The sequence below is a fragment of the Lentibacillus songyuanensis genome (assembly GCF_039548255.1).
GTDB lineage: Bacteria > Bacillota > Bacilli > Bacillales > Amphibacillaceae > Lentibacillus_C > Lentibacillus_C songyuanensis.
Genome location: NZ_JBCLVH010000014.1, coordinates 56,830 through 77,547, shown reverse-complemented (window position 1 = coordinate 77,547; position 20,718 = coordinate 56,830). Strand labels below are relative to the sequence as shown.

General features: G+C 41.4%; 22 protein-coding genes and 1 riboswitch. Of the genes, 6 read left to right on the top strand and 16 right to left on the bottom strand.

Annotated features, from left to right (window positions below):
* Positions 1-36: 36 nt before the first annotated feature.
* The 10 genes from WMZ97_RS14205 to ribD all read right to left on the bottom strand — a co-directional run bounded on the left by WMZ97_RS14205 (position 37) and on the right by ribD (position 10,358).
* Positions 37-717, bottom strand: coding sequence for a CPBP family intramembrane glutamic endopeptidase (locus tag WMZ97_RS14205; protein WP_343272749.1), 681 nt, complete (start codon positions 715-717; stop codon positions 37-39).
* Positions 718-899: 182 nt separating this feature from the next.
* A complete protein-coding gene (locus tag WMZ97_RS14200) occupies positions 900-1,571 on the bottom strand; it encodes a hypothetical protein (RefSeq protein ID WP_343272748.1) in 672 nt (223 codons plus the stop codon).
* A 273-nt stretch (positions 1,572-1,844) separates the two neighbouring features.
* A complete protein-coding gene (locus WMZ97_RS14195; RefSeq protein WP_343272773.1) occupies positions 1,845-2,489 on the bottom strand; it encodes a TerC family protein in 645 nt (214 codons plus the stop codon).
* 187 nt (positions 2,490-2,676) lie between these two features.
* Positions 2,677-3,630, bottom strand: a complete 954-nt coding sequence (locus WMZ97_RS14190; RefSeq protein WP_343272747.1) for a DMT family transporter — start codon at positions 3,628-3,630, stop codon at positions 2,677-2,679.
* Between the two features lie 37 nt (positions 3,631-3,667).
* Positions 3,668-4,720 carry a C45 family peptidase gene (locus tag WMZ97_RS14185; protein ID WP_343272746.1) on the bottom strand — a complete coding sequence of 351 codons (1,053 nt, stop codon included), beginning with the start codon at positions 4,718-4,720 and terminating at the stop codon, positions 3,668-3,670.
* Between the two features lie 241 nt (positions 4,721-4,961).
* On the bottom strand, positions 4,962-6,827 hold the full coding sequence (locus WMZ97_RS14180) for an ABC-F family ATP-binding cassette domain-containing protein (RefSeq protein WP_343272745.1): 1,866 nt from the start codon (positions 6,825-6,827) through the stop codon (positions 4,962-4,964).
* 129 nt (positions 6,828-6,956) lie between these two features.
* Positions 6,957-7,424, bottom strand: a complete 468-nt coding sequence (gene ribH, locus WMZ97_RS14175) for a 6,7-dimethyl-8-ribityllumazine synthase (RefSeq protein ID WP_343272744.1) — start codon at positions 7,422-7,424, stop codon at positions 6,957-6,959.
* Positions 7,425-7,445: 21 nt separating this feature from the next.
* Positions 7,446-8,642, bottom strand: coding sequence for a bifunctional 3,4-dihydroxy-2-butanone-4-phosphate synthase/GTP cyclohydrolase II (locus WMZ97_RS14170; protein WP_343272743.1), 1,197 nt, complete (start codon positions 8,640-8,642; stop codon positions 7,446-7,448).
* A gap of 5 nt (positions 8,643-8,647) precedes the next feature.
* Positions 8,648-9,262, bottom strand: coding sequence for a riboflavin synthase (locus tag WMZ97_RS14165; RefSeq protein WP_343272742.1), 615 nt, complete (start codon positions 9,260-9,262; stop codon positions 8,648-8,650).
* Entirely contained in the window at positions 9,243-10,358 is a 1,116-nt protein-coding gene (gene ribD / locus WMZ97_RS14160; RefSeq protein ID WP_343272741.1) for a bifunctional diaminohydroxyphosphoribosylaminopyrimidine deaminase/5-amino-6-(5-phosphoribosylamino)uracil reductase RibD, read from the bottom strand. The genes WMZ97_RS14165 and ribD overlap by 20 nt, the downstream gene beginning before the upstream one ends.
* Before the next feature lie 197 nt (positions 10,359-10,555).
* Positions 10,556-10,706: riboswitch (FMN riboswitch) on the bottom strand.
* 143 nt (positions 10,707-10,849) lie between these two features.
* On the opposite strand from ribD, the gene WMZ97_RS14155 reads away from it, so the two are divergent.
* Positions 10,850-11,836, top strand: a complete 987-nt coding sequence (locus tag WMZ97_RS14155; protein WP_343272740.1) for a DmpA family aminopeptidase — start codon at positions 10,850-10,852, stop codon at positions 11,834-11,836.
* 180 nt (positions 11,837-12,016) lie between these two features.
* Here WMZ97_RS14155 and WMZ97_RS14150 read toward each other — a convergent pair whose 3' ends face one another.
* The 4 genes from WMZ97_RS14150 to WMZ97_RS14135 form a co-directional block, all read right to left on the bottom strand.
* Positions 12,017-12,667 carry a VC0807 family protein gene (locus WMZ97_RS14150; RefSeq protein WP_343272739.1) on the bottom strand — a complete coding sequence of 217 codons (651 nt, stop codon included), beginning with the start codon at positions 12,665-12,667 and terminating at the stop codon, positions 12,017-12,019.
* Entirely contained in the window at positions 12,664-13,416 is a 753-nt protein-coding gene (locus WMZ97_RS14145) for a MerR family transcriptional regulator (protein ID WP_343272738.1), read from the bottom strand. Before WMZ97_RS14145 ends, WMZ97_RS14150 begins: the two co-directional genes overlap by 4 nt.
* A gap of 101 nt (positions 13,417-13,517) precedes the next feature.
* Positions 13,518-14,423, bottom strand: a complete 906-nt coding sequence (locus WMZ97_RS14140; protein WP_343272737.1) for an RluA family pseudouridine synthase — start codon at positions 14,421-14,423, stop codon at positions 13,518-13,520.
* Positions 14,424-14,433: 10 nt separating this feature from the next.
* A complete protein-coding gene (locus WMZ97_RS14135) occupies positions 14,434-14,664 on the bottom strand; it encodes a helix-turn-helix domain-containing protein (RefSeq protein ID WP_343272736.1) in 231 nt (76 codons plus the stop codon).
* 170 nt (positions 14,665-14,834) lie between these two features.
* Between WMZ97_RS14135 and WMZ97_RS14130 the strand changes: the two genes are divergently transcribed.
* The 3 genes from WMZ97_RS14130 (at position 14,835) to WMZ97_RS14120 (ending at position 17,702) form a co-directional block, all read left to right on the top strand.
* A complete protein-coding gene (locus WMZ97_RS14130; RefSeq protein WP_343272772.1) occupies positions 14,835-15,242 on the top strand; it encodes a GNAT family N-acetyltransferase in 408 nt (135 codons plus the stop codon).
* A gap of 71 nt (positions 15,243-15,313) precedes the next feature.
* On the top strand, positions 15,314-16,069 hold the full coding sequence (locus WMZ97_RS14125) for an ABC transporter ATP-binding protein (RefSeq protein ID WP_343272735.1): 756 nt from the start codon (positions 15,314-15,316) through the stop codon (positions 16,067-16,069).
* Positions 16,062-17,702: a hypothetical protein gene (locus WMZ97_RS14120; RefSeq protein ID WP_343272734.1), complete on the top strand. Its 1,641-nt coding sequence runs from the start codon at positions 16,062-16,064 to the stop codon at positions 17,700-17,702. The genes WMZ97_RS14125 and WMZ97_RS14120 overlap by 8 nt, the downstream gene beginning before the upstream one ends.
* A 340-nt stretch (positions 17,703-18,042) precedes the next feature.
* Here the strand turns inward: WMZ97_RS14120 and WMZ97_RS14115 are convergent, their stop codons facing one another.
* Positions 18,043-18,336, bottom strand: a complete 294-nt coding sequence (locus WMZ97_RS14115) for a GNAT family N-acetyltransferase (RefSeq protein ID WP_343272771.1) — start codon at positions 18,334-18,336, stop codon at positions 18,043-18,045.
* A gap of 137 nt (positions 18,337-18,473) precedes the next feature.
* On the opposite strand from WMZ97_RS14115, the gene WMZ97_RS14110 reads away from it, so the two are divergent.
* A complete protein-coding gene (locus tag WMZ97_RS14110) occupies positions 18,474-18,656 on the top strand; it encodes a hypothetical protein (RefSeq protein WP_343272733.1) in 183 nt (60 codons plus the stop codon).
* Between the two features lie 65 nt (positions 18,657-18,721).
* On the opposite strand, the gene cyoE is transcribed toward WMZ97_RS14110, so the two are convergent.
* Positions 18,722-19,660 carry a heme o synthase gene (gene cyoE, locus WMZ97_RS14105; protein WP_343272732.1) on the bottom strand — a complete coding sequence of 313 codons (939 nt, stop codon included), beginning with the start codon at positions 19,658-19,660 and terminating at the stop codon, positions 18,722-18,724.
* Positions 19,661-20,111: 451 nt separating this feature from the next.
* On the opposite strand from cyoE, the gene WMZ97_RS14100 reads away from it, so the two are divergent.
* The gene (locus WMZ97_RS14100; RefSeq protein ID WP_343272731.1) at positions 20,112-20,600 is read left to right on the top strand and encodes a hypothetical protein; all 489 of its coding nucleotides are present in this window, start codon (positions 20,112-20,114) and stop codon (positions 20,598-20,600) included.
* Positions 20,601-20,718 lie beyond the last annotated feature (118 nt).

The following is a 20,718-nucleotide window of genomic DNA, read 5'->3' as shown; positions in this document are numbered from 1 at the left end:
CTTCGAGGTAGCCATATAATATCCTCGTAAAGCAAATCACCATCTTGGGACGAAATCAAAATGGTAAAAGGTTAATAAACCTCCATGGAGATTAAAAAGAATATGAAGTACAATTGAAGGAATGATCGATTTCGTCTTATAAAAGAGAAATAGAGAAAGTAACGCAAAAACACCTACTAAAACTGGCTTTTGCATATGTAATAAGCCAAAAATAACTGCTTGTAAAATGACACTGGACCAAACTGGTAGAAACCTGGATAATAGAACCATTATACAAACCCTATGAACTAATTCTTCCCAAATAGGAATAAGTAGACAAGAAGTCAGCAGATACAGCAAAAATTCCTGGAAAGAAATAAATGCATACCTGATCCCTAAATTATAGTGATTAACAAACTGTTCATCCATAAAGAAGCCATACTTAAAGAACAGACGGTTTAAGTAAAAGAGAGCAACATAAACCAATACAATCCAAAAATAAGTGAAGACTTTTTTCATCGCTGTCCAAACAAGTACTTTTAAATACAATTTTCTAGTCGGTGGGTAAAGAAAACTGATTAATAATATAATGCCTGCTGAAGCAATTATAAATTTACCGGGATAAAGATAATATGAATGATCAAAGATTTGCCCTAAACTAAATATAGTAAATATCACAATTAAATACAAAAATAAAGAGATTGTTGAAATACCTTCACCTAACTTTTTAATATACATAAATCACCTCAAAAAATGGCTCACCCTTCTAGTTATATTGTATTATATTTGTAAAAATTTGCAATATATTTTATTATCCTTACTTGAATTAAAAATAAGTTGAACACACAAAACGAAAGCTCCCAAATAGTAGGAGCTTTCGTTTATTTTTTAAAGCTTGTTGGACGAGTAGTCTTACACTTTTAAAAATCCTCTTCCACCCGATAAATCAATTTATAACGGTCTTCATCAATCAAATCAGCAGCAAGCAAACGCGGTCCATGTCCAAAAATAACTTCATTATCAGTCATGGCTACAATCATCGCCTTCACACCGGTTTGCACATCCAGGTAAATATCACCAACCACCGGCTTCATTGGCGAATCATCTGCCTGTAATATTGCCGGTGACTCATCCGCTCGTAATTGGTCTTCAGAAACCAGATTACGATCAAAGTAAGCAATATCCTGGCTGTCCTCTAATTTTCCCGGCACCATCACAACATATTCACTATGCTTCACGCCATTATCCCTGGTTGTTACCACATTGCCGTCTTCCACATTATCCACTTTTTCAATTTCATTAAGGGAGTAATGATCAAGAAAGTCAGGGGTAGGTTTGATAATAAGGATATAGTCGCCTTTTTCCGGAACCTTGTTTTTATCAATCGTATAACGATGGCCATAAAAAATAAATGAATCCATATGTTTTGGCCGGTACAACTGAATCTCACTTGCCCGTGTCAAAATTTGCTGCATATCCTTTAACCGATACAAATGAATAGATTTCTTAAACATCGGTTTAACCGAGTAAACCTTGTGAAGTTCATTATTATAAAATACAAATTGTCCCTTTCTTACTTGAAAAAGCTTCAATTCCGCAACCTCCCAAATAAATAATATGATTGATAATGATTCACAAAAAAATTAACTGACAAACATATACGGCTGGCAAGTATAACCAGTGGAATACCGGACTTATCTCGTCTCTTTAGTATTCCCTTTATGTTCGCTCCACTAAACATAATATACGCCACTTACCGTAAAGTAAACGTAATTGTACCACTTTTTTATTCACATAACTATATGAAATGGTTAAAAAACAAAAAGACTTCCAAATTATAAGGAAGCCCACTCCACTGGTATAACTTATGATTTCTTATTTCGGTTATGTATGAAACCAGATAATAAGACTGCTGCCATCAATATTAGGATTATCGCATACATGTATGGGCCACGTTCCAATTGAAGTACATCGACAACCAGCTCGTCCTCCGTTATCATTTCTCCAGCCGTCCAAGCGAGGATTGCCGTACCAACATAAGCGACCCACTTGAATCGTTCCATCACGCGAACAATAACCTTTGAGCCAAAAATCATAATCGGAATACTAACGGCAACACCGAGCGCAAGCAATCCAAGATGCCCTCTCGCAGCACCGGCTATCGCAACCACATTATCAAGACTCATAATCGCATCAGCAACAATAATGGTCAGCACTGCTTTACTCATACTGTTTGCAGATGCGACATTCGTCTTTTCATCATCATCGGCAATAACATTATAAGCGATCCACAACAGCAACAGCCCACCAATAAAATGTACAAGTGGTACTTGCAGCAAATAGACAATCAAAACCGCAAATAAAATCCGTAAGATAACAGCCCCAACCGTACCCATGATAATTGCTTTGTTCTGCTTATCTTTTGGCAATCTTCTGGTGGCCATGGCAATCACGATGGCATTGTCACCTGATAGGATGATATCGATTGCGATAATTTTTAATAAAATCATGATTGATTCCGAAGTAAATTCCAGACCAAACAAATTGAAGCCACCCTTCTGCATGAAACGCTCTTTATTATACTATTTCTGACTATCATATGAAAGAAGTATATGATGTTATTCTTGCAGAAATGGCTCTAAGCTAATTACAATATATCTATCTCCCAACAACCAATAGAGCAATTTGTTTACCATTTTATTCTTCCATCTGGCCACTTTTAACCTTACCCGGTCGTGACCGCTGTGGCTTATTAATCGCAATAATCCCAACTGCCACAAGTACCAGCGCACCAATAATAAACACAGTCAAATGCTCTCCAGGAATAAAGATCGCTGATAGTATCGTCCCGGAAACTGGGGTGGCAAATTTATAAATGCTGACTTCACCAGCTTTATTATATTTCAAAATAGAGTACCACAAAGCAAATGCGACCGCAGAAAGTACAGCAGCATAAATCAATAGACCCCAGCCAAATGGAGTAAATTGTATCGCACCTGACTCAAGCTGTGGCAACCCAACAAGCAACATGATAACCGAACCAATCGTCAGCTGCCAGCCGGTTAAAGCGAATGGATGGATTCCTACCGCCATCTCTTTAGCCATGATTGCACCAATGGCTCCCATCAAACCAGCCAAAATCATAAATCCTTCACCAGTCAATTTAAAGTCCATTTGGAACGATTGCCCCCAGTTTGCTACAATCACACCAGCGAATCCGGCAATCAGACCGATCATTTTGGGTACATTCAAGCGGTCATTCGTATAAAAAAAGTGTGCAATCAATACAGTAAAAAAGGTACCGCTCGATGATAATACGGCCCCTTGCATCCCGGAAGTATTCGCTAAACCATTATAGAAGAAATAATATTGCAGCGCCGTTTGTATGATCCCAAAAATAACGAGAAACATCGCTTGTCTTCGTGTGACCAGCAATGCCTTAGGTTTCATAATCAACATGCCCACAAGTAATATCAAGCCCGCCAATAAAAAACGCATGCCAGCAAATACAATTTGAGCAATCGTATCATCTGACGCCATTTCTAATTCCAGATAACTGACCTTTAAGACCGGAAAAGCACTGCCCCATAAAATTGCGCAAAACACCGCAATACTGATGACAATCCATTTTTGTGTTAAATACTTCTGCAAATCGTTCAACTCCTAGTTTTCATTGATACTTTTAGCCTTACCGTACATGCTCATCCATATGAACAAATGGCAAGTCTGTATCAACCTCACCTAATACACGTTTCGTCATAAAATCTTTCCCCTCAAGCCAAGCAGCAAAATCAAATACGACTGGTTCCCGATTGCCACCTAAGGCAAACCAAGCTTTTTGTTCCTTAGGTAAGTAACCCGATGTGTGAATGGTTCCGGACCAGTTTTTATATTGCTTGGAAAAAACGCCTTTATTCGTATCATTCAGCATCCGAAAAGCTTGATAGACATCGGTCAACTCTTTTCCTTGCTTTTGCATTGCCTCCAGCCGCTCACGGGAATCAGCCAAATGATGTCGATTTTCATCCGTTAATCGTTCAAAATGATTGGTACAGACATTCGACTGGCGTACCACAACACTTCTCGGTGTTGCCTCGACAATATAAGTTTCCCCACCCTTGTCCAAAACTGTGTAACTAAATGAGTGCCGATGCGGGATTTCCTTCAGCATGGCCACAGCTTCGTCAACCGATGCACAGCTTTCCAATATGATCCGGCCAATCATATTGCAAATAAACCCATCACCAGGCGTCTTCCGGTGCATAAAATTATATCCCATAGCGAGTCCCTTTTCATTCATGCCATCCATCCGACCGGTAATTCGCTGGGATGGTCCAATAATCGCATACCCCTGATCAGATGGCTGAAACACCATGTAGCGACCCTCATAGGTTTTCGGGTGGTAATCATAGTTACGAATCAAGTAATCTTTCCCGGTAAAAATCGAGCAGCCACTGCGTACATATTCTAGCCGGTACCCGCCAAATTCCTGAAGGGTATCCTTTAGGTTCCATTCCAGCGCATCAGCAAGTCCAAGCAATTCATCCCATATGCCCGGCGCAAATGCACATATTGCTTGCTTTGTTTCGTCCACATCAATCGTAAAACGTGGACGTCTAATCTTCCACTGCCGTTCACGGTTTTTTATCGTTAAGGAATCCTTTAACAACATCCCCTGCTTATAGCCAAACGCATAATGCGTACCGCGAAATTGGAGGATCTCACTAAAAATCTTTTTCATTTTTATTACCCCATTTCGGAACATTCCTTTTCCACTCTAGGCTTGCCCTCGCACGGTTCGAGCCTGCTCCTGCACGTTTCAAGCTTGCTTCCGCACGTTTCTGGCCTGCTCCCGCACGTTTCCAGCTGCTTCTCGCACGTTTCTGGCCTGTTCCCGCACGTTTTTACAAGCGATTATTAAAAGATTTCTTAGCGGTCTCAAGCCATCTCATATCTCACCGACAAGAGCCGCCTTCATTCATCTACTCCGCCAGCTCAGACAATTCAGCCCAGCGGTCCATTTTGGCTTCCAGTTTTTCTTCGGTTTGCTGTTGCTCGTTATACAGCTCTTGCACTTGTTCCAGATCACTTCCGGCTTCAGCAATCTTCTGCTCTATCGATTCTAACATCGCTTCTAATTCAGCGATTTCGTCCTCAATTCCGTCCCATTCCCGTTTTTCCATATAGGACAATTTTTTCTTCTTGGCTGGTTGTTGCTCTTTCTTTTTTACTGGTGCTGGCTCGTGCTTTTCCATTTCCTTTTTTGCCTGTTCTAAATATTCATGGTAGTTTCCGTGATATCGCTCGACTTGTCCATTTCCGGTAAACACAAGTAAGTGATCAACAACCCGATCCAAAAAGTAGCGATCGTGCGAAACGGTGATGACCACACCAGGAAATTGCTCCAAGTAATCTTCCAGCACACTCAATGTTTGGGTATCCAAATCATTTGTCGGCTCGTCTAATAGCAAAACGTTTGGCTCGGTCATTAATACTTTTAGCAAATACAGCCGACGTTTTTCACCACCAGAGAGTCTGCCGATGTACGTCCATTGCTCACTCCGGGAAAAAAGAAATCGTTCCAGCATTTGTTCCGCGGTAATGACCTCGCCATCTTTGGTGTGGATGACCTCAGCAACTTCCTTAATATATTCAATAATCCGCATGCCATCATCAAGTTCTTCCTCACCTTGGGTATAGTAGCCAATATGAACGGTTTCACCAATTTCAATCGTACCTTCATCCGGGATTACCCTTTTTGCCATCATGTTTAATAGCGTTGATTTTCCAGAACCATTTGGCCCGATGATTCCCAGTCGCTCGCCGGGAACAACAAGATAGTTAAAATTCGTTAATAGCGTTTTATCGCCATACCCCTTTCTAATATGCTCTAATTCGATAACCTTTTTGCCTAATCGTGCGGAACCTACCTGAAAGGACACTTCCTGTTTCGTCGTATCAAAGGTCTTTTCCTTCATTTCCTCGACACGATCAATCCGTGCTTTTTGCTTGGTGGAACGCGCCTTTGCTCCCCGCTTTAGCCAGGCGATTTCCCGTTTTAAGGTATTTTGATGTTTTTGTTCCAAGCTATGCTCTAATGCTTCCCGTTCCGCCTTCTTTTCCAAAAACAGTTCATAATTACCGGCATACGTGTACAAATTTCCTTTATCCAGTTCAAAAATACGATTTGTTACCCGGTTAAGAAAATAGCGATCATGCGTAACCAGTAATAATGCTCCTTTATAATTCGCCAAAAATTTCTCCAGCCATTCTACCGTCGCATTATCCAAATGGTTGGTTGGTTCATCTAAAATCAATAAATCGGCAGGCTGAATCAAAGATTTGGCAATTGCGACCCGCTTTTTTTGACCACCAGAAAGTTCATGAATATGCGTATCAAATGCTGTAATCCCCAATTTGGTTAGCACAGTTTTGGCCTGTGTATTGGCCTCCCAGGCTTCAAACTGATCCATTTGCTGCTGCATGGCTAATAGATTTCCTTGTGCCTTTACATTGTCCGGATCCTTTTCCAATCGCCGTAATGCTTGCTCATACTCGCGCATGGCCTTCATGACTTGGGAATCCCCATAATAAATTTGCTCAAGCACCGTCAAATCAGGATTCAACTCCGGGTCTTGGGCTAAATACTCGATTCGATAGTCTTTCGAGTGATTAATCGTTCCTTCTTCAGCTGATTCAATGCCTGCAAGGACTTTGAGAAAACTGGACTTCCCTGTGCCGTTAACGCCAATCAATCCAACACGATCTTGCCCGGTGATGGAACAGGAGACATGATTAAATAATACTTTTTCACCAAATGATTTATATAAATGTTCAACTGTAAGCATTGTTTTTCATCCTAACTACAAACTGCCATATTTACTCTCCTTATTTTATCATAAAGTGAAACTTCATTCAGTGGGGCGTTCCCTCCCCACTGAATGTTAGTTGAACTGAATCGGACCTTTATACGTCTATTATCTCCCTATCTCTGTTACTAGACTCGCCATTTCAATTGCGGCCACCGCGGCTTCAGCACCTTTATTACCAGCTTTTGTCCCGGCGCGTTCTATCGCCTGTTCAATCGTCTCGGTGGTTAAAATTCCAAAAATAACAGGTTTACCCGTTTTCAGCGATACATTCGCTACTCCCTTTGCCGCCTCACCGCAAACATAGTCAAAATGTGGGGTTGCGCCACGAATAACCGCTCCCAAAGTGATGACCGCATCATAGTGTGATTCGGCCATTTTTTTCGCGGTAAGTGGAACTTCGAATGCACCCGGTACCCAAGCAACATCAATATTATCCTCATAAACACCATGCCGTTTTAATGTGCCAATCGCACCATTTAACAGATTATTAGTAATAAATTCATTAAAACGAGCAATAACAATTCCCACGGTTAATTCCGTACCAACTAGACTTCCTTCATATGTGTGACCCATGATCCTCATCCCTTTCCATGATTATTGCAGGTTCAGCAAGTGACCCATTTTCTCCTGCTTCGTTCGCATGTATGTTTCATTTTCCTTGCGATGGCCGGTTTCCAGCGAAATTCTTGATTTCACCTGAATCCCATACGCTACTAATCCTTCTATTTTTTCCGGATTATTCGTTAACAAATCAATGCGTCGAACACCCAAATCCAACAAAATTTGGGCGGCTACATCGTATTCGCGCAGATCCGGAGCAAATCCGAGCTGCTCATTCGCTTCGACCGTATCCATTCCATTTTCCTGTAATTTATACGCACGAAGTTTATTAAGTAAACCAATTCCGCGGCCCTCTTGCCGCATGTATACCAGAACACCTTGTCCCGCTTGGTTCATTTTTTCCAGTGCATCATGGAGCTGATTGCCACAATCGCAGCGAAACGAGCCAAACACATCCCCTGTCAAACATTCCGAATGAATGCGCGTTAAGATTGGCTGATCCGTATGAATGTCACCCTTTACCAGGGCAATATGTTCCTTCCCATCGAGATCGTTGGAATAACCAACTACACGGAAATCGCCAAATTCGGTTGGCAATACCGTTTCAATCTCACGTGTTACATGGTTTTCATGCTTTTTTCGGTAATCGATTAAATCCGCAATGGTAATAATTTTTAAGTCGTATTGCTCGGAAGTCTCCATTAAGTCTGGCACACGCGCCATCGTTCCATCTTCTTTGACGATTTCACAGATTACACATGATGGAAAGGCACCGCTCAAATCGGCTAAATCAACGGATGCTTCCGTGTGTCCTGCCCGCGTCAACACACCGCCAGTCTTAGCAATCAATGGGAAAACATGGCCAGGTTGCTTGAAATCATTTCCATTGGTATCCGGCCGCAGTAAAGCCTGGATTGTTTGCGAACGTTCCACCGCACTTATCCCTGTTTTCGTATCTTGATGATCAATGCTCACGGTAAACGCGGTACCGAATGGGTCAGTATTTTGTTTCGCCATCATGGATAAACCTAGTTGTTTGGCTAATTTTTCTGTGATCGTTGTACACACCAGGCCCTTCGCATGGGTAATCATAAAATTGATCACTTCCGGTGTTGCTTTCTCAGACAACACAACCAGATCCCCCTCATTTTCCCGGTTTTCATCATCTACAACAATAATTGGTTTTCCTTGTTTTAAATTAGTAATCGCCTCATCAATGGAATGAAACATGTTTGCTACCCTCTTTCTTTGTGGAATATTTGTTGTTCCATCATGTTCTGTACATATTTCGCTAACATATCGAACTCTAGATTAACGCTGTCTCCAGGCTCTTTTCCTCCTAAAACTGTCTCGGCAACTGTATGGGGAATCAAGGATAGCGTAATTTCCTTGTCACTCACTGAGAAAATGGTTAGACTCACACCATCAACAGCAATTGACCCTTTGACAAATACAAATCGCTGGAACTCTTCTGGAATGACAACCTTATAGTAAGACGCATTTTCTTTTCTTTGTTTTTCCATTACTTTCCCAATACCATCGACATGCCCGGATACAAAATGTCCGCCAACCCGGCCGTTGACCGCAAGTGACCGTTCCAAATTGACATGTGACCCTGTATCAAGGTCGTTCAGCGAGGTTGATTTCATCGTTTCCGGCATCACATCAACTTGAAAATCACACTGAGAAAAATTCGTAACGGTCAGACAAATCCCGTTTATAGCAATACTGTCGCCGACCTGCAAATCGGTTGTTACGTTTTCCACACCAATTGTTAACCGAACAGCCTGATCAGAGACATAATCCATTTGAGTGATTGTACCTTTTTCTTCAACAATCCCGGTAAACATCGCTATCATCCTTTCGTGGAACACACGTGATTTTAATCGTTTCCCCAATCATTTCTACCTGTTTGATTTCCATCGATAGGGCATCGCTTAATTTTTCAAATCCTGCCCCAGCAAAGGAAGTCGGCGTGTTTGCCCCACCTATCAGCTGAGTCGCCATATATATAATAAATTGGTCGATCTTTTTGGCTGCTAGAAAGGAACCATTAACCTTCGCGCCGCCTTCTACCAATAGCGAGGTAATCCTTTTTTTGCCTAAATATCGCAGGACGTCTTCAATGTGTACCTGCTGGTGCTCAATCGGGATAACGGTAACCTGCTCTTGCTTCTGAAAAAGCTTCAAGCGCTCCCCAGGAACATCTTTACTGGTGAAAATAATCGTTTTCGCTTGCTTATCGGTGACAACTTTGGCATCTAATGGCGTTTTTAGCATCGTATCCAAAACTACTCGGATCGGGTTTTTTCCACCATCACCAATTCGTGTGGTCAAACGTGGGTTATCTGCCAGTATTGTGTTCACCCCAACAAGAATGGCATCATGATAGTGTCGGTACCGGTGTCCATCCAAACGTGCTTCTTCCCCGGTAATCCATTTGCTCTCTCCGGTTACAGTCGCAGTTTTCCCGTCTAAACTCGTAGCCGCTTTCAATGTCACATACGGCATTCCAGTTGTTATGTAATGGAAAAACACCCGATTCACCTGCTCTGCTTCCGCTTGTAACATCCCGACTTCAACAGTTATTCCAGCACTACGGAGTTTCGCAATCCCTCTGCCAGAAACCTTTTTATTCGGATCTGCCACCGCAACAACCACCCGATGGATTCCTTTTGCAATAATGTAATCCGCACACGGTGATGTTTTTCCCGTATGACTGCACGGCTCAAGCGTGACAAAAATCGTCGCTCCATTTGCTTTTTCTCCAGCCATATCCAGTGCATAAACCTCCGCATGCGCCTCACCAGCTTTTAGATGGGCGCCAAAGCCAACAATCACGTCATCTTTCACCACCACCGCTCCTACCGGCGGATTTGGACTGGTCTGTCCCAATACTGCTGTGGCCAGTTTCAAGGCAAGTTCCATATAATCCTTATCATTCAAAATAGCTCTCCCTCCCTTTTTTATTCTTAAAATCAAAAAAGCCTCTGAAATCAGCTTCAGAGGCGTTAGGGTAGAAGTTTAAATAAACAAGCACATGCTTCTATTAAGGTATACTAAAAATTGGCAATACAGATTATTGGTATACAAATAATCCGATCGCACAGACGAAACCTTTTCACGATCATGCTTGCTATCTAACATTCCTTCTCCCATCCAGACTTTAACTGTCGGCTCTGGAGTTACACCAGATCCACCGCTTGGTTACGAAAACCGCACGGGTCACGGACTTAAAGCAAAACGCTGCTTCTTACCGTCGGTCGGGAATTGCACCCTGCCCCGAAGGATTGTAATATGAACTTGTATATTATTTATAACGTAAATGAAAACGGACTGCAAGTATTTTAGGATGATTTATGCTATTATGACTACTCAACTAGTTCTATCGTCCATTATATAACCTTACCAAAATTAATAGAGGAGCGTGCTTGGCGATGAATCTCGCAAAAGGAACATCCAATGGCATTACCGACGTACCAGGGGTTAAAGTTGGTCATGTCACCTTATATAAAAAAATCGATGACATTAACACCATTTGCACCGGTGTAACAGCTATTCTCCCGCATGGCGATAATCTTTTCACTAAGAAAACACGGGCAGCGAGCGCCGTCATTAATGGGTATGGTAAAACAGCCGGACTCATTCAAATGGATGAGCTCGGACTACTAGAATCGCCCATTATGCTCACCAACACATTTAGTGTCGGGGCTGTGCTGCAAGGGACATTGCAATATATGCTGGAAACAAACAAGGAAGTCGGCGACTCCACCAGTTCGATAAATATTGTGGTTGGAGAGTGTAATGATAGTTATTTAAATTCGATGCGGCTGCAAGCAGTCAAACCTGAGCATGCGATTCAAGCTATTAAAAACGCAACAACAGGTCCGGTGGAACAAGGCGCTGCCGGTGCTGGAAAAGGGATGGTTTGTTTTGGTTATAAAGGAGGAATTGGCACGGCATCAAGAATGATTTGTGCGGAAGGGACTGAGTATACAGTTGGCTGTCTGGTGTTAAGCAATTTCGGCAAGCGGGAAGATGCGCAGTTTGCCAACTGGAATAACAAACAACTCGACACACCCGATGGTTCAATTATGATGATCGTTGCCACCGATGCCCCACTTTACGACCGGCAATTGAAACGTTTGGCCAAGCGTTGTGCCGCTGGACTCGGACGAACCGGAAGCCAGATCGCCAATGGCAGCGGAGATATCGCGATTGCGTTTTCGACAGCCAATCCATACATGCATGAAAGCAATCATCAGACAGAGACGCTTGTCCATATCCGCGATGATCATCCAGTAATGAATCAACTCTTTCAGGCGGTTGTAGAGACTACTGAGGAAGCTGTAATGAACTCGCTTAAGTATGCAGAAACAACGGTAGGAAGAAAGGAACGAGTGATTGAGAAGGCGCCAATTTGATAAGAGTGAAAAGAGCAGCTTACAAGGAGGCTGGTGAAAAAGTGAAATAGATTTATTTAGAAAACCTATGCATCTCGCACGTTTCAAGTCTGCTCTCGCACGTTTTTAAGCCCGTTTTCTTCTAAACGATTATGAAAGGTACTTTTCAGTGATCTCGCTTACAAGCGGCTCTTTTCACGATCACTTATGAAGCGTCTCACCAGCATATTCAGACGCATGTTCGCGCAAATAATTGTTTGTTTTGACCATTGCCAACATAAATCCGCCAAAAATGATTGCCGAAAAGATATACCCGCTAACTTTCCGATAGATTAATACTTGATCATATCCATCCACACCAAATTTATAAATTAGCCATGCTTTCAGCGAGTTTTGGAAAACCCCTTGAATCACAAATAACAGCGTCACTAGTTGATACCATTGGAAGAGTCCTTTTTTCGTAAATAACGCCATGCTGTCTTTCCGGCGATACCCTTGTAAATATGCCCCATCCACCGCAAAGTAAAGTCCCAATGGCTTTCGAATCACCATTGATAATAAGTAAATAAATGCAAATCCATAACCTAAGTAGACTTGATTCCAAAGCATATTCTCCGCGTTTGCTGACATCAGATCGACAGTTGTCCCGATTACAAGCGAACTAATGATAAACAGACCCGCGATATTAAACTGCCGCTCTTTGATAAAACGATAAGCCGTATAAATGAACCCGGGGACGGTGGAAAGCAGCATTGCCCAGTAGTCACCAGTAAAATCACGGACGTACTTCCAAATCAGAAACGGGATGACCCCATAGCACAATAAATCAAGAATAATCAGTTTTTTATTCATACATGATCCACACCATTCGATTCCTGATATAGATATACACAGGCTTTGTTAATGAATGTCACTACTTTTTCATCAAACTGATAGAATCCAAGGCTCTCTTCATGATCACAATCCACCTGCCACACCTTATGAGCTAATTCCCGATCATTATCGAACATTTCATATGCTAGATCCATCCATCTTTTTGCTAGTTTCTGCGCCTCTGGAGATGCAGGGTCCGTGCCAAGCATGTTTCGAATGTCGTTTACGATATGGATCCATTTGTTGACCAGTTCGAAATCCTGTCCAATCTTGGGTAAACATTTGATTTTATCCAGTTCCTCTTGTGTAAAATAACGATTTTGTTTTGCGGCTATGTCTTGAGCGCTGACTTGGTTTGTGGAAACGTAATCAACATAATGCTCCCAATCCTCGGTCCCTTCCAGCTCCATTAATTGAATTAAAAAATGAATCTTCTCCTTCGCCTTATCCAGACGCTGTTGCTCTAATTCAATAATATGTAACTGCATAAACAGCAAATCCTTTGGTGATTTCACTTGTTTCTCCACCATTTCCCGGATCGTTTCAAGTGAAAATCCAAGCCCTTTTAACATGGTAATGATCTGCAGTTTTGCCGCAGCTTCTGAATTGTAATAACGCTTACCACCACCATCAACACGATTAGGCGGCAACAATCCAATTTGATCATAATACCTTAATGTGCGGACTGTTACATCACTCATTTTTGCTAATTGACCAATCGAATACACATCCTCCCACCTTCCTCACCTTTATTATACCAGTTGACGTAACGTAAGGCGCAAGTATTTTTTGCGATTCAAAAAAAAGAACCTACAAGGCTGTAGATTCTTTACCTTACTTTTTGCCAAAATGATTTCGGAACATCTGCTTCAAACCGCAACACTTTTCCTGTCATCGGATGGGTAAACGCGAGGACTTTCGCATGAAGTCCAAGCCGCCCGATCGCATTTACCGTCGATCCATATTTTTTATCGCCGACAACCGGATGGCCAAGGTCTTGCATATGAACACGAATTTGATTTTTTCGCCCGGTCTCTAACTGAACCTCCATTAAAGAAAAATCATTCCCTGCTTTGATCACGTTATAATGTGTCACCGCGAGCTGGCCATCTTTTTTATGTTGACTGGAGTACACCAAATGGGTACGGCTTTCTTTCAGCCATGAGGTGACTGTTCCCTTTGGCTGTTTCACTTTTCCCTCGACTAAAGCAACGTAAATCCGCTCCTTCACGTTATGCTTCCAATTCGTTTGCAGTTCCCGCTTCACTTTTTCACTTTTGGCAAACATCATGACGCCAGATGTGTCTTTATCCAATCGATGTACGACAAAAATACGATTTTGCGGATTTTCCTGACGAACATAATCCATTAGCTGGTAATGTGCCGTTCGTTGCTTTTCCTTTTCCGTAGCAATCGAAAGTAATCCGGCATCCTTGTTAATCACGATCATATCTTTATCTTCATAAAGGATCGACATACCGATAAAGACACTTTCCTTCACCGCCGCCTTATTTTTCAAAATCGTAACCGTCTGCCCGGAGCGTAATGGATAATTATGCTTCGTTTCCACATGGTCATCAACCGTAACTTGCCCCCGTGTCAGGATAGATTTAACCGAATTCCGGCTGCGGCTTGACATAGCACTTAATAAAAATGGCAATAGCTCAGATGGCTTTGTGACATGATATACGAGTGTCTTCTGCTCTTTTTTCGCTTGCTTTTGTTTATCCTTCATCTATTTCTCCTTAATCTTCATCTTTTACATCAATATCTTCCGGAATCGGTTCACTTAAATACTCTTCCATTAGCTTCTTATATTTCTCCATCTGTTCAAAGTAAGTAGAAAACTGATCTTTATTGATGAGGTAGTTTTGGCCATCATATACTGTACGAATCCGCCCCTGTAAGACAAATGCTCTGACTTTTTTCTCATCAAGCGACAAATATTCTGCAGTTTCTTTTATGGTGAGATACACAGGAATAACCCTTTCCAATTGAATTTATCATCTTCATTATAACCCTACTTGTATGGTTACAACCAGTGCGAAAAACCAATAATGACATTCCTATAACCATATGATAAAATTGCACGGAATAACGTTTTTAATTTACAGAATCTTATTAGCAACTGGGAAGGTGAATGAATTTGATTTATACCACCTCGTTAGAAAAGATTCACCCTGATATGCTTACTGGATTTTTTGTCGATTGGCCTAATCCGCCAAATACTGCTACACATTTTCAATTATTAAAAAATAGTGATCATGTGGTTCTGGCAATCGATGAACAACAGAATCAGGTTGTTGGTTTCATTACTGGGATAAGCGATCATGTCCTGTCAGCCTATATCCCACTACTGGAAGTCCTCCCCGCCTATCAAGGCCGCGGAATTGGTAACGAAATGGTTGCACGTATCCTAGACGAACTGAAAGATATCTATATGATTGACCTGATGTGCGATGAAAACTTGCAGCCTTTTTATGAAAAAAATAACATGATCAAATCAACTGGTATGATACTACGCAATTACCAACATCAATCGGGCAAGAAATAGCATATATCCAGTGAGGAGGATTATTTATCAATCTAAATAATGAAAAAGTACTTTCTTTACAAGATTTAACCATGAACTACTCCGGAAAACAGGTGCTCAATGGGATTCATTTAGATGTTTACCAGGGACAAATTATCGGCTATATCGGTCCAAACGGTGCGGGAAAAAGCACCACATTAAAAATCATGCTTGGTTTGGTTGATGGATATGACGGTGTGGTGGAGCTCTTTGGGCAAAACATTGCCGCCGGTGATCATACATACAAACGGCGAATTGGTTATGTGGCGGAAAACGCAGAAATTTATGATAACCTAACCGCTGCCGAATATTTAACCTTTATTGGTGAACTATACGGATTGGATCGCGACCATGTTGAAAACAAGGCGTTACAATTGATGCAAGCATTCGACATGCAGGACGTATTTGATGCACGAATTTCCTCTTTCTCCAAAGGGATGCGTCAAAAGGTACTGATCATTTCCAGTTTACTGCATGATCCAGACCTTATTTTTCTTGATGAACCGCTTAGCGGGTTGGATGCCAATAGCGTCATGATCATTAAGGATATTTTAGAACAATTAGCAGCGAGAGGGAAAACAATCTTTTACTCATCGCATATCATGGACGTTGTCGAAAAGATCAGCAATCGTATTGTACTCCTTATTGATGGAAAAATTGCTGCTGATGGTACATTTGATGAATTGAAACTAAAAAGCAAGGTTGGATCATTAGAGGGGATTTTTAATCAACTGACAGGGTTTGATGAGCACCAGCAAACTGCGGAACATTTTGTGGATATTGTCACAAACGGTGATCACCATGCATGAATTCCGTTCCTTAAAGTTTCTAGATCTCTTCCAAGCCCTGTTTCGAGCGTTTAATATTGACTACTATGCCATGCGTAAAATCCTGCAAGTTAAGTTGACCATGGACGAGCGGCGTGTGCCAACCATTTTTGCCAACCAATCCGCAAAAAAGTCAACAGGTAATCAATTTATCAAGTCACTTGGCATTTACGCGCTTTATGGTTTGATCCTCATTCTATTCTTATTTCTTGGGGATAATTTAATGCTGCAAACCAGTATTATGTTCGGCGTCGCGATGTTTATTTTAATGACATCAATGATTTCCGATTTCTCATCTGTACTGCTCGATGTTCGCGACAAAACCATTTTGCAGACGAAACCAGTAAACACACGGACAGTCAATGCGGCCAAACTTATTCATGTCACGATCTATATGGCCATGCTGACCGGCGCGTTCATTGCAATCCCTGCCATTGTGATGTTGTTTGTAAAGGGTATTTCCTTTTTCATTCTTTTTTTAGTTGAGATCATTTTGCTCGTTTTATTTATCATGACGCTAACTGCATTAATCTATATTTTTATATTACGATTTTTCAACGGAGAACGACTGCGAGATATTATCAATTACGTACAAATTATCTTGTCTGTGGGTGTGGTGGTTGGGTATCAAATCGTTATCCGCGCCTTCGACTTTGTGGACTTTGATTTTGGCTATGTCTTTAGCTGGTGGCATATTGTTATTCCACCAATCTGGTTTGGGGCGCCATTTGCACTGTTCCTGCAACATGACCATTCAACTGTGATCATTGGGTTCTCCTTGGCAGCATTAATCATTCCAATTATCTCCATTTTAACCTATTATCGACTCATGCCAGCGTTTGAGCGCAACCTGCAAAAATTAATGGAGGATACGGCTAAAACAAAAAGGAAACGGGCAACCTTCACGAATCTCTGGGAACGATTGCTTTGTTTTAGCAAGGAGGAAAAGCTGTTCTTTCGGTTTTCACAAATCATGATGAAGCGTGAAAGGGAATTTAAATTAAAAGTATATCCATCACTAGGAATGGCGTTTATTTTCCCGTTTATCTTCATCTTCAATGGATTGAATGCGGAGTCATTTTCGGAGGTTAGCAATAGTAAACTGTACTTTAATATTTACTTTGCCAATATCATGATCAGTGCTGTTGTTCATATGTTGAAATTCTCCGGGAAATATAAAGGTGCATGGATATTTGGTATTACACCGATTCAACAAAAAGAACGTTTTTATAGTGCTGCACTTAAAGCGTTGCTAGTTAAATTGTATTTACCTGTCTATCTTGTGCTCAGTATTGCGTTTGTTGCGATTTTTTCAGTCCGGATTGTGCCAGACCTGATCATCGTCTTGGTCACAACCATCTTACACACTTTAATTGCCTATAAGATAATCAACAATGAAGACTATCCATTTTCAGAAGCCTTTGAGTCGATGCAACAGGGCACGAACACCGCCCTGCACTTTCTGCTCATGTTTTTTGTCGCTATATTTGCTGGGATCCATTATCTTGCAACGACCGTTCATATGGGCAAGTATATCTATCTTGCCATTTTAATTATTATCACGGCGATCGCCTGGAAGCGAACATTCTCAAAAAAGATAGACATAGTGAATTGAAACAGAGGAACGGCCCGAGACCTCTGAAAAGCGTGAAATTGTCTTGTTCAGAAGACTTCCACTACTCTTCATATCGGGCTCGTTCTCGCACGTTTTGAGTAAGATCCGGCACGTTTCGAGCTTGTTCTCGCACGTCAGGCCTGGCTGCTGCACGTTTCGGACATGTTCCTGCACGTTTCAACCATGTTATCGCACGTTTTGGCCATGTTCCCGCACGTTTCCAGCGTGTTCCTGAATGCTTCCAGCAAGTTCTCGCATGGTTCCTACCTGATCATTAGAAAAGGCTTTTTAGTGGTCTCAAACGTTCCCTTTGTTCCAATGGTTGTTCCACCGCGCATTATTATGTATCGTCACTAGCCAACACATCATGATATTCCGGTGTTTTGTGAAGCTTGCTTTTCGCATATGAACACTCGGGGATCAGTTTCTTTCCTTCCTCCCTGGCGTGGGTTACCATTTTATCTACCAATTGCCCGGCGACTCCTTCACCACGAAGTTCATCTGACACATAAGTGTGATCGATAATCAGGCTAGTATCATCAGCCTGTTTAAATGTAATTTCCGCCAATGGATCTGTCTCATTTTCACCTACAAAAAACTTGTTTTCTCCTTGTTTGATTGTAACCATCTTTATTACTCCTTTTCCAACATTGTTAAACCGTTTACATTTAGCTTAAACAACAATTCGTATCACATTCATTTCATTAAAATGTATCTTCATACATACTTTCCTTCATTTTCACCAATCTAAACACGAAAGGAGTGATAGCAATGCCTAGAGAAACGGCAAATACTGGCTCCAACCCCTCTCCCCATTTTGATGGCAGGCGAGAATCCATCATCAACGACGCTTCAGGAATACAAATGGGCGTACGAGGAGATTTCAAGAACACAAAAAATCCACACTACCTAAAAAGATTAAATAACACGGATAATGATAATGCGGGTCAATAGTCTTGGATGATACTTTTTAGGGGAAAACATAAGATTTCCCCTAATTATTTTTTATCCCGCTCACTTTATGCAGTAAATAAAGGTAAGGTCACTACAATCATCAATAAGAAGAGTATGGTCAGATAACTTAACGAATAAATGAAATTCTTATGGGCCCATTGCCAATCATCTTTTGCCGAAAAGCCCCGAATTCCCAAAATAAGCCAACCAACATTTAAAATGGTGGCAATAACCATAAAGGTTGTCCCAAGGGATGCCAATAAAAATGGCAAGGGTAACAGGCAAGCAATATAAACAACCATCTGTCGTTTGGTAAACAAAAATCCGTAAACAACTGGCAGCATGGCGACTTTTGCTGCTTTATACTCATCATATTTTTTAATGGCAATCGAAAATGTATGCGGAATTTGCCAAATAAATATTACAAAGAATAACACAATCGGTACAACATGATATGCAGGTTCAATCGCTGCCCAGCCGATTAACGGGGTAACCGCACCCGATATACTCCCAATAATGGTATTCAGCGTGTATTTTCGTTTGGACCACATGGTATACAAAATTACATAGGTAAACCAGCCAATAAACGCATAAATGGCTGCTTCAAGCGTGGTAAACAACAAAATAATCAATCCGATAACGGACAGCGCAATCCCAAGTGCAAGTACCGTCTTTAGTGAAATGCGTCCCGTCACGGTTGGCCGCTTCTGCGTTCTAGCCATCACGGTATCAATATCAACATCATACCAATTATTCAGGAGCAGCGCACCGGCCATGACACAAGTACTTCCAATGATCGTTAGTATAAATACACCCCAATAATTGGCAAATGATGCATTCGTAAAATATAGTGCCAGCCAGAATCCAGTAAACACTGGCAGGACATTGGAAATTAAAACAATTGCCTTAAACAGTTCTTTAAAGTCTGTAATGATCGAATTTGAATTCGTAACCCTTATGTTCGTTTCCATCTTCTTTGACGAAGGGGTACCCGATTTGGTCATTCCGTCTCCTCCTTGAACAGAGAAATTCACCCCTGAAAAATATAGTCACATCTTCATTGTAATACTTTTACCCAATTAAATTAAGTAGAAAGAACTGGGACTGAAGTTGACAAGGGCCATTGTCTCACTACAAAGTTGATAGCCAAACCCTTCTCAATAAAGGTACCATTGAATTCATCTGCTAAGTATGGGTGAACAGATCGAAACAGTCGATGTTTATCCGGACTTGGTTGGTGTTTAGATTATCCGATTGATACAATACTACGCAGAATCCCTCATCATTTTGGACCGTATCCTTAAGGTCTCTCCCGTTTGCGACTGCTTTCTCCCGACTTACCACTGCTTTCTTCCGTTCCACACTTGCTTCTCTAACCAACGCTTTAGCGTGACACCCATTTCCTGTGTCTTTGGACTTCCTATGCAGCATATGGTATGTAGGGGAGGTGAAATTTTGAAAAAAGTATTACTAGGAATTGTTCCGTTTATTTTCATGTTTTTATTAACCGGATGTTTTGGTGATTCCGTTCAGGATGACATACTTAATTACACAAATAAGCAAATGGCCAAGGCGTATGATCTGGAAAATACTGCTTTATCTGCATATGACGATGTTTCCGGGGCCAATTATACGGACGATCAGACGATGTATACTGCAATGGTTAACGATGTTATCCCTAACTACAACGAGTTTACAAAAGAGCTAAACAATATCAAAGTGGAAACGGATGAGCTAAGAGAAATCCATGAACTGATTATCCGGGGCGCTGACACGCAATACAACGCATTTGTAAAAATTGTGCGTGCGCTGGAAGAACAGGATTCTGGTATGATTGAAGAAGCAAATGGAATGTTGGATGATGCCAAAAAAGACTTGCGTGACTATCAGACTCAACTTGACAAACTAGCAAAAGAACATGATGTCGAATGGGAGGAAAAATAAGCATCATGATTGATCTTATTTATTTCATCTACTTCACTTCATTCACCGGATACCCTACTTTAAAGGGCCGGGAAAAGCACCATTCCTTTTCCCGCCTTTCCCACTCCCTTTTAAAACA

Bases quoted from the DNA above. Each gene is read 5' to 3' on its own strand.
- WMZ97_RS14205 (WP_343272749.1), bottom strand. From the start codon at position 717: ATGTATATTAAAAAGTTAGGTGAAGGTATTTCAACAATCTCTTTATTT.
- WMZ97_RS14180 (WP_343272745.1), bottom strand. From the start codon at position 6,827: ATGCTTACAGTTGAACATTTATATAAATCATTTGGTGAAAAAGTATTA.
- WMZ97_RS14155 (WP_343272740.1), top strand. From the start codon at position 10,850: ATGAATCTCGCAAAAGGAACATCCAATGGCATTACCGACGTACCAGGG.
- WMZ97_RS14150 (WP_343272739.1), bottom strand. From the start codon at position 12,667: ATGAATAAAAAACTGATTATTCTTGATTTATTGTGCTATGGGGTCATC.
- WMZ97_RS14170 (WP_343272743.1), bottom strand. From the start codon at position 8,642: ATGTTTCATTCCATTGATGAGGCGATTACTAATTTAAAACAAGGAAAA.
- WMZ97_RS14110 (WP_343272733.1), top strand. From the start codon at position 18,474: ATGCCTAGAGAAACGGCAAATACTGGCTCCAACCCCTCTCCCCATTTT.
- WMZ97_RS14120 (WP_343272734.1), top strand. From the start codon at position 16,062: ATGCATGAATTCCGTTCCTTAAAGTTTCTAGATCTCTTCCAAGCCCTG.
- WMZ97_RS14195 (WP_343272773.1), bottom strand. From the start codon at position 2,489: ATGATTTTATTAAAAATTATCGCAATCGATATCATCCTATCAGGTGAC.
- WMZ97_RS14185 (WP_343272746.1), bottom strand. From the start codon at position 4,720: ATGAAAAAGATTTTTAGTGAGATCCTCCAATTTCGCGGTACGCATTAT.
- WMZ97_RS14140 (WP_343272737.1), bottom strand. From the start codon at position 14,423: ATGAAGGATAAACAAAAGCAAGCGAAAAAAGAGCAGAAGACACTCGTA.
- WMZ97_RS14125 (WP_343272735.1), top strand. From the start codon at position 15,314: ATGAACTACTCCGGAAAACAGGTGCTCAATGGGATTCATTTAGATGTT.
- ribH (WP_343272744.1), bottom strand. From the start codon at position 7,424: ATGGGTCACACATATGAAGGAAGTCTAGTTGGTACGGAATTAACCGTG.
- WMZ97_RS14165 (WP_343272742.1), bottom strand. From the start codon at position 9,262: ATGTTTACCGGGATTGTTGAAGAAAAAGGTACAATCACTCAAATGGAT.
- cyoE (WP_343272732.1), bottom strand. From the start codon at position 19,660: ATGACCAAATCGGGTACCCCTTCGTCAAAGAAGATGGAAACGAACATA.